The organism is Streptomyces sp. NPDC007205, assembly GCF_040634095.1.
Lineage (GTDB): Bacteria > Actinomycetota > Actinomycetes > Streptomycetales > Streptomycetaceae > Streptomyces.
The window spans coordinates 354,737-367,435 of sequence record NZ_JBEYEW010000003.1; the positions used below are offsets into that span (position 1 = coordinate 354,737).

The 12,699-nt window shown below is 72.6% G+C and carries 15 protein-coding genes; 5 read left to right on the top strand and 10 right to left on the bottom strand.

What is annotated here, in order from left to right; all coding sequences use genetic code 11:
• Positions 1-50 precede the first annotated feature (50 nt).
• From ABZ624_RS08070 to ABZ624_RS08080, 3 genes are all read right to left on the bottom strand, one after another.
• Entirely contained in the window at positions 51-281 is a 231-nt protein-coding gene (locus tag ABZ624_RS08070) for a hypothetical protein (RefSeq protein WP_360083818.1), read from the bottom strand.
• A gap of 100 nt (positions 282-381) precedes the next feature.
• Positions 382-537, bottom strand: coding sequence for a VCBS repeat-containing protein (locus ABZ624_RS08075; protein WP_360083820.1), 156 nt, complete (start codon positions 535-537; stop codon positions 382-384).
• Positions 538-949: 412 nt separating this feature from the next.
• Positions 950-1,159, bottom strand: a complete 210-nt coding sequence (locus ABZ624_RS08080; RefSeq protein ID WP_360083822.1) for a hypothetical protein — start codon at positions 1,157-1,159, stop codon at positions 950-952.
• A gap of 522 nt (positions 1,160-1,681) precedes the next feature.
• On the opposite strand from ABZ624_RS08080, the gene ABZ624_RS08085 reads away from it, so the two are divergent.
• The gene (locus tag ABZ624_RS08085) at positions 1,682-2,155 is read left to right on the top strand and encodes a carboxymuconolactone decarboxylase family protein (protein ID WP_360083824.1); all 474 of its coding nucleotides are present in this window, start codon (positions 1,682-1,684) and stop codon (positions 2,153-2,155) included.
• Between the two features lie 19 nt (positions 2,156-2,174).
• Here ABZ624_RS08085 and ABZ624_RS08090 read toward each other — a convergent pair whose 3' ends face one another.
• A complete protein-coding gene (locus ABZ624_RS08090) occupies positions 2,175-2,600 on the bottom strand; it encodes a DUF2000 domain-containing protein (RefSeq protein WP_360083826.1) in 426 nt (141 codons plus the stop codon).
• Positions 2,601-2,649: 49 nt separating this feature from the next.
• On the opposite strand from ABZ624_RS08090, the gene ABZ624_RS08095 reads away from it, so the two are divergent.
• Positions 2,650-3,444, top strand: a complete 795-nt coding sequence (locus ABZ624_RS08095) for an AraC family transcriptional regulator (protein ID WP_360083828.1) — start codon at positions 2,650-2,652, stop codon at positions 3,442-3,444.
• A gap of 5 nt (positions 3,445-3,449) precedes the next feature.
• Here the strand turns inward: ABZ624_RS08095 and ABZ624_RS08100 are convergent, their stop codons facing one another.
• Both ABZ624_RS08100 and mshA read right to left on the bottom strand, forming a co-directional pair.
• Complete coding sequence (locus ABZ624_RS08100) at positions 3,450-3,953, bottom strand: YbjN domain-containing protein (RefSeq protein WP_360083830.1); 504 nt, start codon at positions 3,951-3,953, stop codon at positions 3,450-3,452.
• Positions 3,946-5,283, bottom strand: coding sequence for a D-inositol-3-phosphate glycosyltransferase (gene mshA, locus ABZ624_RS08105; protein ID WP_360083832.1), 1,338 nt, complete (start codon positions 5,281-5,283; stop codon positions 3,946-3,948). Before mshA ends, ABZ624_RS08100 begins: the two co-directional genes overlap by 8 nt.
• 237 nt (positions 5,284-5,520) lie before the next feature.
• Here mshA and ABZ624_RS08110 point away from each other — a divergent pair, with 237 nt between their 5' ends.
• The 3 genes from ABZ624_RS08110 (at position 5,521) to ABZ624_RS08120 (ending at position 9,151) form a co-directional block, all read left to right on the top strand.
• Positions 5,521-6,306: a class I SAM-dependent methyltransferase gene (locus ABZ624_RS08110; protein ID WP_360083834.1), complete on the top strand. Its 786-nt coding sequence runs from the start codon at positions 5,521-5,523 to the stop codon at positions 6,304-6,306.
• A gap of 166 nt (positions 6,307-6,472) precedes the next feature.
• Complete coding sequence (locus tag ABZ624_RS08115) at positions 6,473-7,558, top strand: NlpC/P60 family protein (protein ID WP_360083836.1); 1,086 nt, start codon at positions 6,473-6,475, stop codon at positions 7,556-7,558.
• Between the two features lie 288 nt (positions 7,559-7,846).
• A complete protein-coding gene (locus ABZ624_RS08120) occupies positions 7,847-9,151 on the top strand; it encodes a fused response regulator/phosphatase (protein WP_360083838.1) in 1,305 nt (434 codons plus the stop codon).
• A gap of 122 nt (positions 9,152-9,273) precedes the next feature.
• On the opposite strand, the gene ABZ624_RS08125 is transcribed toward ABZ624_RS08120, so the two are convergent.
• The 4 genes from ABZ624_RS08125 to ABZ624_RS08140 form a co-directional block, all read right to left on the bottom strand.
• Positions 9,274-9,618 carry a DUF2516 family protein gene (locus tag ABZ624_RS08125; RefSeq protein WP_360083840.1) on the bottom strand — a complete coding sequence of 115 codons (345 nt, stop codon included), beginning with the start codon at positions 9,616-9,618 and terminating at the stop codon, positions 9,274-9,276.
• Between the two features lie 103 nt (positions 9,619-9,721).
• Entirely contained in the window at positions 9,722-10,318 is a 597-nt protein-coding gene (locus ABZ624_RS08130; protein WP_360083842.1) for a hypothetical protein, read from the bottom strand.
• 78 nt (positions 10,319-10,396) lie between these two features.
• Complete coding sequence (locus ABZ624_RS08135) at positions 10,397-10,894, bottom strand: helix-turn-helix transcriptional regulator (protein WP_360083844.1); 498 nt, start codon at positions 10,892-10,894, stop codon at positions 10,397-10,399.
• A gap of 401 nt (positions 10,895-11,295) precedes the next feature.
• The gene (locus ABZ624_RS08140; protein ID WP_360084077.1) at positions 11,296-12,645 is read right to left on the bottom strand and encodes a PLP-dependent aminotransferase family protein; all 1,350 of its coding nucleotides are present in this window, start codon (positions 12,643-12,645) and stop codon (positions 11,296-11,298) included.
• Positions 12,646-12,699 lie beyond the last annotated feature (54 nt).

The window sequence follows — 12,699 nt, forward strand, 5'->3', positions numbered from 1 at the left end:
AGAGATCACGGTGCGGGGCGGCAACGGGGAAGGAAGGTACGGCCCCGCCGTCAGCGGCCGAACTGCCGGTCGAAAATACCCCCGACCTTGCCGAAATCAGGCATGTCCTGATCGGTGTCGGACGCGCTCTGACCGACATCGGACGTGGCCGGCGCGCTGCTCCCGGACTCGACTCCGACGTTGCCCATGTCGTCGTTGTCGTCGGCCAGGGCCTGGGCCGCGCCTCCGAGCAGAACGGTCCCGGCGAGAGCGATGGCGCCGAGTGCGGCACGTACACGCATAAGCATCTCCTTCGATCGGTGTGTGATCGTCAGAGGTATGCCGCCGGCCTCCGTGCGAGAAGCGTTGACGTGCACACAAGCACCCGATTAGGGGCCTCCGTCAGGCCAGGGTGCGGCCCGTCCAGCCCGAGCCGACGCGGACCCGGCTGCCGAGGCCGCCGTGTCCGGTGCCCGGGTTGAGCCGGGTGACGCCGTCGGAGTCGGCCGAGAGGAGGTCGGCCCGGCCGTCGCCGTTCAGGTCGCCGGCGCCGAGCACCCGGGTGCACCCCTTCCAGGCGGACCGGATCCTGACGCGCGGAGCCAATCCGGCGCCGCCGCCTCCCGCACAGAGGTAGATGTCACCGGTCGCGGCGGAGCGGGCCGGCAGGTCGGCGCGGCCGTCACCGGTCGGGGCAGAGCGGGCCAGCAGGTCGGCACGGCCGCCGCCGGTCAGGTCGGCCCGGCCCGTCGCCGGTCAGGTCGGCACGGCCGCCGCCGGTCAAGTCGGCGCAGCCGTCGCCGTTCAGGTCGCCGGGGCTGGTGAGGACGTCTTGCCGCGCCAGTCGTCGGACCGGGCGGGCAGGGTCCCCATCAGGCTTCCGCTCGGTACGAGCGCGAAAGCCCCTCTGCGGCGAGCCCCCTGCCCGGGACTTCTCCTGGCAGGGGGCTCGGTGCGCTGATCCGAGGGATCAGAGGGCGGCGTTGAAGCCGATCTGGTGGGACTCGCCGAGGGCGCCCAGCGCCTCGCCCTTGACGGCGCCGAGCTGGGACAGCACGCCGGCGCTGCCGAGGGTGGTGGAGTCGAGGGTGAGGCTGGCCTCGGGGCTCAGGCCGCCGGCGACGGCGTCGAGGTCGGCGTCGGAGATCTCGAGGGTCTGAACCTGGTGAGCGGAGTTCATGGGGAAACTGCCCTTCGCATGGGTGGTCCACAGGGGAAAGCGGCCCCGCTGGGGACAGACGGTGGGCCGCGGCCGCAGGCATGCGCCGTCCTTTTCAGGACACCGTGACGCGATCCCGGCGGCGCGAGCGATCAAATCACGGAGCGCTCCGGGCATCCAGCCAACCGAGGCCCGGCCGTGGCCGGTTGGCGCGCCGGGTGACCGAACCGTGCGGGCACGGTCACGCTTTGGGGCCAGCTTCTCCACACGCCGGGGCACACAGGCGGACCACGGCTCTTGCCGGCGCCGCGCCGACCAGGACAACTCCGCACCAAGGGGACCCGCCGGCTCCGCAGTTGCGAACGCGCTGTGCAGATTGGGCGCGGTCTCTCCGGAGGCGGGCGGGCAGGCCGTCCGAGTGCACTGTGCGGCGTATGGCGCGCGTCACAGGTGGCCGTGTCACATCTCCCCGGATCGTTCCGTCAGAGAGGTGTGGCCACCGGACACGAACCACGAACCACGAACACCCCACGGGAGCAGATCATGGACGCTCGTCTGAACCTCTTCGAGAACCCCGTCTCCGCCAAGTTCTTCAAGTACATCAACTCGGCGGGCAAGGCCGTCTCTGACTCCGGCCTGCCGGCCGCGACGCAGGAGCTGGTGAAGATCCGGGCCAGCCAGATCAACGGCTGCGGGATGTGTCTCGACATGCACACCAAGGACGCGGTCGCCGCCGGGGAGACGGCGCAGCGGCTGCACCTGGTCGCGGCCTGGCGGGAGGCCAAGGTGTTCAGCGACGCCGAGCGGGCCGCGCTGGAGCTGGCGGAGCAGGGCACCCGGATCGCCGACGCGGCCGGCGGCGTCCCGGACGAGGTCTGGGCGAACGCCGCCAAGCACTACGACGAGGACCAGCTCGCCGCCCTCGTCGCGCTGATCGCCCTCATCAACGCGTACAACCGCATCAACGTCCTCGTCCAGCAGCCCGCCGGCGACTACGTGCCCGGCATGTTCGGCTGAGGACCGGCGAGCAGCCGCGTCACGGGTGCATGCGTGAGCCCCTCAGCACCTTGTCCACCCCGTTCCTCGGGCCGTACACCGCCAGCCCCACCAGGTCCAGATCGGTCGTCGGTACGGCCCGAAGCGCCGCGCGGTTGTCGCGGTCATTGCCGGTGGCGAACAGGTCCGAGGTGAAGACGGCCCGGGGCAGGGCGCGGCTCAGCGCCCTGCCGTGTGCCGCCTTCAGGGTCTCCTTCGCGCCTTCGAAGACCAGCACCGGCTGGCGGAACATGGGCAGGTACGGCACCCCGCCCGCGTCCTCGTACGGCTCGCCGATCACCTCGGGGGCCGTCGCGCCCAGGCCGCTGACCAGGAACGCGGTGACGTTCAGGCGCTGCCAGGGCGCCAGGTCCTCGCGCAGCAGCACGGCGATCTTCGTGTCGAAACGGATGGGTTCAGCGCTCATGGAATGAGACTGCCGGGCGTCGTACGGCGTCGTCTTGTACGTTCTTTGCGTGCCCGCCCGGCAGGAAGTCAGCGCGTGGCGCCCCCGTGTCCCGGGCGTCACCGAGGTCTTCCACGCCCGCTTCACCGAGTACGCCTACCCGATGCACGTCCACGACGCCTGGACGCTGCTCATCGTGGACGACGGGACCGTACGCTACGACCTCGACCGACACGAGCACGGCACCCCGCACGACACCGTCAGCCTCCTCCCGCCGCACGTGCCGCACAACGGCTCCCCGGCCACGCCCGACGGCTTCCGCAAGCGGGTCGTCTACCTCGACGGCAGCCGTCTCGGCGACGATCTCATCGGACGCGCCGTCGACAGGCCCGATCTGCGGGATCCCGCGCTGCGCCGGCGCGTCGGGCAGCTGCACTCCGCCCTCGCCCGGCCCGGTGACGAACTGGAGGCGGAGAGCAGGCTGACCCTCGTCGGGGAACGGCTGCGGGACCATCTGCGCCGGACGGCCGCCCCGGCGCACCGCCCGGATCGCGTTCTCGCCCGTTCGCTGCGGGAACTGCTCGACGCCCGTGTCGTCGACGGTGTCTCGCTGGAGGAGTCCGCGCGCCTGCTGCACGCCCATCCCGCCCATCTGGTGCGGGCGTTCAGCGGTGCGTACGGCATCGCCCCGCACCAGTACCTGATGTCGCGGCGGGTCGGGCGGGCCCGGCGGCTGCTGCTGGACGGTCTGGCACCGGGCGAGGTGGCCTCGGTGACCGGGTTCTGCGACCAGGCTCATCTCACCCGGCACTTCAAGAAGCTGGTCGGGGTGCCACCGGGGCGCTATCGGCGCAGCTCGCGCTGAGCGTGTCAGTCCGCCGGGCGTTCGATCAGGTGCCTGAACGCGTCCAGGTTGCGCGTGGACTCGCCGCGGGAGACGCGCCAGGCGTACTCCTTGCGGATCGAGGAGGCGAAGCCCAGCTCCAGCAGGGTGTTGAAGGCGCCGTCGGCCGCTTCCAGGACCTGGCCGAGGAGGCGGTCGATCTCGTCGGGGGTGACGGAGGCGAGGGGCAGGCGGGCGGTGACGTAGATGTCGCCGAGGCGGTCGACGGCGTAACTGACGCCGTACAGCCTGAGGTTGCGTTCCAGGAGCCAGCGGTGGACGCCCGCCTCGTTCTCGTCGGGGTGCCGGATGACGAAGGCGTTCAGGGAAAGGGAGTGGCGGCCCACGAGGAAGGAGACGGTCGTGGACAGTTTGCGGGTGCCGGGGAGCTTGACCACGTAGGTTCCGGGCTCCGGACTCTCCCACTCCAGTTCGGCGTCCTCCAGGACGGCTTCCAGGGCCTGCCCGACCGCCTTCTCTCCCTCACCCATGGTGGGAGCGTACGCGACGGCGGTGGGACTGGGTCGCGGCCGTGTAGACGTCGGCGGTCGCGGCGGCGGCCGTGTCCCAGCCGAAGGACTGGGCGTGGCGCGCGGCGGCGTCCCCCATGCTCGCCGCGAGGGACGGCTCGTCGGCGAACCGGCTCAGCACGCGCGCGTAGTCGGCCGGGTTGTGGCCGTCCACGAGGAATCCGGTGCCGCCGTCGCGCACGGCCACCGGCAGCCCGCCGACCGAGGCCGCGAGCACCGGTGTGCCGGCCGCCTGTGCCTCTATGGCGACCAGGCCGAAGGACTCGCTGTAGGACGGCATCACGAGCACGGACGCGGCCCGGAACCAGTCCGCGAGCTGCTCCTGGCCGACCGGGGGGTGGAACCGTACGACGTCCGCGATACCGAGTCGTGCGGCGAGCTTCTGCAGGCCCTCCGGCTTGGCGAGCCCGCTGCCGCTCGGGCCGCCGACGACGGGGACGAGGATGCGGGAGCGGAGCTCCGGGCGCTCGTCCAGCAGCACCGCCACCGCGCGCAGCAGGATGTCCGGGGCCTTCAGGGGCTGTATGCGGCCGGCGAAGAGCGGGATCAGGGCGTCCTGCGGCAGGCCGAGGCGGTTGCGGGCGGCGGCGCGGCCGTCGGCCGGGCGGAACCGGTCGAGGTTGACGCCCGGGTGGACGACGGCGACCTTCGCGGGGTCCGCGGCGTAGTGCCGTACCAGCTCGTCGGACTCCTCCGCCGTGTTGGCGACGAGCCGGTCGGCGGCGGCCACGATCTGGGTCTCGCCGATGACCCGGGCGGCGGGCTCGGGGGTGTCGCCGTCGGCCAGGTTGGCGTTCTTGACCTTGGCCATGGTGTGCATGGCGTGCACCAGCGGCACGCCCCAGCGCTGGGCGGCGAGCCAGCCGACGTGACCGGAGAGCCAGTAGTGGGAGTGGACGAGGTCGTAGTGGCCGGGGCGGTGACCGGCCCAGGCCTGCATCACGCCGTGCGTGAAGGCGCACAGCTGGGCCGGGAGCTCCTCCTTGGCCAGGCCCTCGTAGGGGCCGGCGTCGATGTGCCGGACGAGGACGCCGGGGGCCAGCTGGACCGTGGGCGCGAGGCCGCCTGCCGTGGCCCGGGTGAAGATCTCGACCTCGATGTTGATCGCGGCCAGCCGCTGGGCCAGCTCCACGATGTAGACGTTCATGCCGCCGGCGTCGCCGGTGCCGGGCTGGTGGAGCGGAGAGGTGTGCACGGAGAGCATCGCGACCCTGCGGGGCCGGCGGAGCAGACGGAGCCGTGACGCGGCCGACGGGGAGCGTCGCCCGAGCCTGCTGACGTACTGGCTCACCTGGCGGTCCTCCTTGCTGCGGGCATGCCGGGCGGAGGACCGACCTCGCCCTCCACGGTGGTCCAACATCGGACGAGTGCGCTGCCATTTCCCAGCCCTAGGACTTTACTCAATCATTACCTTAGGGGGATACGGTCCCGCACCCCTTCCCAGCTCCCCCTTACCCTCGTACACATGTCAGCCCGCGCCGCGTCCCTCCCCCGCTCTCGGCTTCGCCCGAGCCGGGGGACCTCCGTCGTGGGAACGGTGACGCGCGGGACCACCAACCCCAACCGGCTGCGCCGTATGGACCGCTGGATCGCCGCCGCGCACGGTGGCGAGCTGCGGCGCGCCGACGCTCCCCTGGCCGTCGACCTCGGCTACGGCGCCGCCCCCTGGACAGCGGTGGAGCTGCTCGGGCGCCTCACGACCGTCGCGCCCCGCGCACGCGTCGTCGGCATCGAGATCGAACCGGAACGGGTCGCGGCGGCGAAGGCGTACGAGCGGGAGGGGCTCACCTTCCGGCACGGCGGCTTCGAGGTCCCCGTGCCCGGCCGACCGATGCTCATCCGGGCCGCGAACGTGCTGCGCCAGTACGAGGAGACCGAGGTCGCCGCCGTCTGGGCGCGGCTGTGCGCACGGCTCGCCCCGGCGGGCGGCAGCTCGCGCGGCGGGCTGCTGGTCGAGGGGACGTGCGACGAGATCGGGCGGCGGCACGTGTGGGTGGCGCTCGGTCCGGAGGGGCCGAGGACGGTGACGTTCGCCACCCGGCTGGGCTCCCTGGAGCAGCCCTCCGACCTCGCCGAGCGGCTGCCGAAGGCACTGATCCACCGCAATGTCCCCGGCGAGCCCGTGCACGCCTTCCTGCGGGACTTCGACCGCGCCTGGGCCGCCGCCGCGCCCTACGCCTCCTACGGCGCCCGCCAGCGCTGGCTGCGCGCGGTACGGGACCTGGCGGCCGACTGGCCGGTGACGGACTCCCCGGCGCGCTGGCGGCAGGGTGAAGTGACCGTGGCGTGGGAGGCGTTGGCGCCGCTGGGCTGACCTCACCCGTTCGGGGGCGGTGGGACGGAACGATCCTCGTGCGCCGTTCGTCACACCGGCGGGGAGATCGTCGCGCCGCCCGCCTCTGTCGCTTTGCGGCGTGGCATGGCACCATCCCCGGGACACCGTAAGTTACTGACGGTAAATCAGCTTGGGGGAATGTGTGATGGGCTGGGGCAAGCGCAGCATCCTCTCGGCCGCCGTGACCGTGGTCTGCGCGGTGACCGTGCTGGGCGCGTCCGGCACGGCCTTCGCCGCCCCGAAGCCGACCCCGGGTCCGACCCCGGGTCCGAGCGCCTCCCCGACTCCCCCGCCCGGCAAGGACCTTGAACAGGTCCGCGAGAAGCTCGACAAGCTCTACCACGACGCGGCCGTCGCCACCGACGCCTACAACGCGGCCGAGGAGAGGTCGAAGCAGCAGTCCGCCACGATCGTCGCGCTGGCGAGGAAGATCGACCAGGGGCGGCAGCGGCTCGCCGGGCTCAGGGACCAGGCGGGCGCCGCCGCCCGCGAGCAGTACCGCACCGGCGGTATGCCGCCCACCGCCCAGTTCCTGCTCAGCGACGATCCCGGCCAGGTCCTGGACGGGGCAGGGCTGGTGCTGCAGGGCCAGCGGGCCACGAAGTCCCTGATCGGCGAACTGGCCCGTACGCAGAAGCAGTTGCAGGACTACGCCGACGCCGCCGCCGAGCAGTGGAAGAAGCTGGACACCGAGCGCACGGCCAAGGCCGCCGCCAGGAAGAGGATCCAGCAGCAGATCTCCGCCGCCGAGAAACTCGAGTCGGAACTGGAGAAGAAGGACAAGGAGCGGCTCGCCAGGCTGGAGGAGCAGGCCGCGCTGAAGGCGCAGACGAAGTGGCTCGACACCGGCATCCTCAAGAAGGTGCACGGCGCGGCGTCCGCGCAGGGCGAGAAGGCCGTCGCGTTCGCCACCGCACAGCTCGGCAAGCCGTATGTGTGGGGCGCCGAGGGCCCGGAGTCCTACGACTGCTCCGGTCTGACCTCCCAGGCCTGGGCGGCGGCCGGCCACCCCGTCCCGCGCACCTCGCAGGAGCAGTGGAAGCAGCTCAGGCACGTCGACATCAAGGACATGCGCCCCGGGGACCTCATCATCTACTTCGACGACGCCAGCCATGTCGCGATGTACGTCGGCGACGGCGCGATCATCCACGCCCCGCGCCCCGGACGCACGGTGACGGTCGCGGGCGCCGGCTCGATGCCGATCCTGGGGGTCGTACGACCGGATGCGTGAGGCAGGTCATGTGACGGCGCACACGCCGCGCGCGGACCCCTTCATGTGACCCACCGCACGCCCAACCCCCGTACAGAACCGGGTGCCGCGTGAGCTTCGTCATCCCCGCCACCGGGTCGTCCTGTCCAACTGTCGTACGGAACGCGGCATATGACAGCGGCCTGCGCGGGAGCGACGCGGCTCACACCATTCCATCGGGGCGGGCCGAGCCGCTATGGTCACCCGTCGGTGGCTTCGAGACCCTCGGTGCCACCAGTGCCCTCGGGGGGAGGGAAGGAACCCACGACGATGCCCGTACCCGTACCGCGGCAGCGAGCGATCCCGGCCGTGGAGAGTGGTCAGGCGCAGGCTGCCCCGGTTGCCGGCGGCGGCCCCCTCAAGGAAGAGGCCCACCGCGACGCCACGACCGTGCACGGCACCGGCGCCACTCTCACGCTGCTGCTGATCGAGGACGATCCGGCCGGCTCGCCGATCGTGCCCGAACTGCTGGACCCGTCCGGCAAGCCGATCCGCGTCCGCACCGCCCGCAACCTCACCGAGGCCGAGCGGCTGCTCACCGACGACGTCCACTGCATCCTGCTGGACCTGGCGCTCCCGGCGCCGGGCGGCAGCGACACCGACGACGAGCTGGCCGTGCTCCGGCACGTCCTCCAGCTCGCGCCCCGGCATGCCGTCCTCGCGCTGACCGCCTCCGGCGACGCCGAGCGCGGCGCCGAGGCCGTGCGTGTGGGCGCCCAGGACTACCTGTTCCGGGACGAGCTGGACGGCCGCCTGCTCAGCCGTGCCATCCGCTACGCGGTGGAGCGCAAACGCTCCGACACCGCCGAGCGACGCCTGGCCGAGGGCAAGCTGCGCGCACAGGAGAACCGCCGTCTGGAGCGCGGGCTGCTGCCCACGCCCCTGCTGGACGGCTCCTCGCTGCGCTTCGCCGCCCGCTACCGCCCCGGCCGCTCGCGCGCACTGCTCGGCGGCGACTTCTACGACGCCGTCCGCACGCCCGACGGCACCGTGCACGCCATGATCGGCGACGTCTGCGGCCACGGCCCGGACGAGGCCGCGCTCGGCGTGGAGCTGCGCATCGCGTGGCGGGCGCTGACGCTGGCGGGCCTGTGCGGCGACGAACTGCTCGGCACCCTCCAGGAGGTGCTGGAGCACGAGCGCGCGGACGAGGAGATCTTCGCGACGCTGTGCACGGTGGACATCGCCCCGGACGGCCGCAGTGCGGGCCTGTGCCTGGCCGGCCACCCGGCCCCGCTGCTCGCCCGTCCGGGCCGTACGGCTCGTCTCCTCCCCTACGACAACAACGGCCCCGCCCTCGGCCTGCTCCCCGGCGCCCGCTGGCCGCGGATGCAGGTGGAGCTGGGCTCCGAGTGGAGCCTGATGCTCTACACCGACGGTCTGATCGAGGGCCGGGTCGGTGCGGGCGGAGAGCGGCTCGGCCAGGACGGCATGGTGGAGATGATCCGCCGGCAGCTGTCCGAGGGACTGCGCGGGGAGAACCTGCTGCGGGCCGCGGTGAGCGAGGTGCGCGACCTCAACGGGGGCGAGCTGACGGACGACGTGGCCGTGGTGCTGTTGGACCGGGCGCCGTAGGGGTCTGGCCGTAGGAGGTATGTCGCCGTCGCCGGATGCGCGGTGGCGACACGCCACGGAACTGCCCGCACCCGGCGATCAACCGGTGACCCTACGGCGAGACGCCCCCAGGCCCTGTCGGCCTAGCGCCCGCCGTTGTACGGCCCGTAGGGACCGTCGCTGCTGCTGCCTCGGCCCCGGCGGCGAAATCCCCGGCCCCCGGAAACCTGCTGAAGCGCGGGCCTGACATCCACGAAGAACACGATCGTGGCGACCAGGCCCGCGAGCTGCAGGAACAGCATGGGGACGAACATGTTCACGGCGACCGCGACGCCGAGGATGATCAGCCAGAAGCCCTTGTTCTGCTTGTCCGCGGCACGGTACGCGTCCTGGCGGAAGACCGCGGCCATCACGAACGCCACGATGGCGAGCGCGAGCATGGCGGTGAAGATCAGCCACATCACTCCGCCGACTGCCATCATCAGCACAAAGCCCACCACCCGGGTCGAGTCGTCAGTACAGCCACCGTACCCGTACAACGGGCCGGGCACCCCCAAGGTGCCCGGCCCGTTGTGACGTCCCCGACTCCGGTCACTTGGCCGGAGGCGTCGTCTTCTTCGCGGTGGTGGACTTGCGCGGAGCCGGGGCCTTCTTCGCCGCCGGCTTCTTCTCCGCCGCGGGATCCGCCTGGGCCTCGCCCGGCGTCGGCTCGTCCGTGGCCCCGGCCGGCTCGGGCTTGCCCTCGACGGCGATCGCCAGTTCCTCGATCTCCTCGGCGGCCTCGCCGCGCCAGCTCTTCACGGCCTGCTCGCCGTGCTCGGCGACCTTCTCGTAGGTCTCGCGGGCCCTGACGGCGTACTCGGCGGCGACGCCGACCCCGCGCAGTGCGAAGTCCTGGGCCTGCTCACCGAGCTTCTTCAGGTCGACGTCGAGGGTGCCGATGAACTCGTTCACCTTGGTCTGGAGGGTCTCCTGCGCCTCCTTGGCCCGGGCGGCGGCCTTCTCCTGCACGGCCTTCGGGTCGGTGTTGCGCACGGCCTCGATGCGGGCCGGGGCCTCGGCGCGCAGCTGCTCGACCAGGGCGGGCACCTTCTTGGCCTGCTGGAGGGCGAGGTCGGCGGTGCCGGCGGCGAAGTAGAGCGGAGTCGGGTCGCTGAAGGTCTTGCGCAGGTCGTCGGTGATCGCCATGGTGATCAGGTCCTCCCGGATTCGCGTTCGGCTGAGGTTGGTGTGGTCCGCGGTGGGGCGGCCGGCGCCCTGGTCCGGTTACCCGGCCGTCCGCCGCGGACCGGCATCGGTATCGCTTCCGTCGGCCGTGCGGGTGCCGCGCACGGCGGTGCCGCCGGTGTCCTCGTCCACGTCCCCTGCCCGGTCCGGCTCGTCCTCGTCCTCGTCCTCGGCGGGGGCGCCGATCCCGAATCCGTTCTCTTTCCGGAAGGACTCGTAGACCTGCAGCAGCACCTGCTTCTGCCGCTCGTTGAGCGAGGGGTCGGCGAGGATGACGGCGCGCGTCTCCACTTCGTCCCGGTCCCGCTCGGCGTCGAGGATCCCGGCGCGGACGTACAGCGTCTCGGCGGAGATGCGCAGGGCCTTGGCGACCTGCTGGAGCACCTCCGCGCTGGGCTTGCGCAGCCCGCGCTCGATCTGGCTCAGGTAGGGATTGGACACCCCGGCGGCGTCGGCGAGCTGCCGCAGCGACAGCTGGGCGTTACGCCGCTGCTCGCGCAGGTACTCACCGAGATTGCCGACGTTCAGCGATGCCATGCCTCCACCTTGCCCCACCATCGCTAACAATTGCAAGCACCTGCTTGCAGGAGTGTGCCGAAGCGCGCCCACCGCGCCGCGGTCCTGGGCCGTTCAAGGCCTGACTGCGTGCGGGTGACGCACCGTAGGATGCCGACTACGGCGTGTCGAATTCCCGAAATCATCATCCCCTGCCGGGATCCGCCTCGCCGCGCACCTGGTCACCCTCAGGCACTCCCTTCCCTGCGTCAGCGCGGACCTGACCACAACCACCGCTTTCACCGAGCACGCTCACCCCGCCGGAGCCGGTCCCAGCGGGCCGGGGCCGCCTCGTGGGCGAGCCGGGACCATGAGCACTCCATGCGCTGGTGCCGTGAGTCCGGGCGAGCCGGACCGGTTCGTGCAGGCGGGGCAGCTTGTGGTCAGTCGGTGACGAGGTCCTCCGGCGCCGACCGGGCGAGTCCGGCGAGGGTGTCGAGCGCCTGGGTGAGGACGTCCGGCGGGGCCGTGGCCAGGCCCAGGCGGACGGCGTTCGGGGCGTGGTGGTCGCCGACGGTGAACGCCGCCGCGGGTACCACCCCGATGCCGTGCCGCGCGGCGGCGGCGACGAACGTGTCCGCGCGCCACGGGCGCGGCAGCTGCCACCAGCAGTGGAAGGAGCGCGGATCGCTCCGTACGGTGAAGCCGGCGAGCCGGCGGGCCGCGATCTGCTGCCGTACCACCGCCTCCCGCTGTTTGGCCCGCACCAGCGTGCGCACGGTGCCGTCCTGCTGCCAGCGGTGGGCGGCCTCCAGGGCGAAACGCGGGGGCACTCCGCCGCCCGAGCGCAGACAGGCGGCGATCTCGCTCAGCAGGGCGGGCGGGGCCACCGCGAAACCGAGGGTCAGACCGGGTGCGATGCGCTTGGACAGGCTGTCGATCAGGACGGTCCGTTCGGGGGCGTGGGCGGCGAGCGGCGGCAGTTCGTCGCGCAGGAACGCCCAGACGGCGTCCTCGACGGCGGGCAGTGCGAGCCGGTCCAGGACCTCCGCCAGCGCTACGACCCGTTCCTCGGGCATCGACAGCGACAGCGGGTTGTGCAGTCTCGGCTGCACATAGACGGCGTGCAGCCCGGCCGTGGCGTGTGCCTCGGCCACGGCCTGCGGGACCAGTCCGTCCTCGTCCATGGCCAGCGGTACCAGGGTGATGCCGAGCCGTGCGGCCACGGCCTTGACGACGGGGTACGTCAGCTCCTCCACACCGAGGCGACCGCCCGGCGGCACCAGGGCGGTGACGACGGCCGCAAGGGCCTGGCGTCCGTTGCCCGCGAACAGGATCCGCGCGGGGTCGGGGCGCCAGCCGCCGCGGGCCAGGAGGTCGGCGGCGGACTCCCGTACGGCCGGCACGCCGGCCGCGCCGACGGGCCCGAGGGCGTGGCCGAGGGTGTCGGGGCGCAGCAGCCCGCCGAGCCCCTCGGCGAGCAGAGCGATCGGCTCGGGTACGGCCGGGTAGTTCAGCCCCAGGTCGACGCGGGTGGCCGCCGGTTCCGTGAGGGCGAGGGCCGAGCCGCCGCCCGGGTCCGCGGACGCCGCGCGCACGAACGTGCCACGCCCCACCTCGCCCACCGTCAGGCCGCGGCGGGCCAGTTCCCGGTACACGCGGGCGGCGGTGGAGCCGGCGATGCCCCGCTGCCGCGCGAAGGTGCGCTGCGGGGGCAGGCGGTCGCCGGGCCGCAGGGCGCCGGACCTGATCTCCTCGGCCACGGCGTCGGCGACGCTCCGGTAGTCCTGCACCACACGCGCTCCCCTCGCCGCCCGGACACCCCATCCCACCACACCATTGCACCG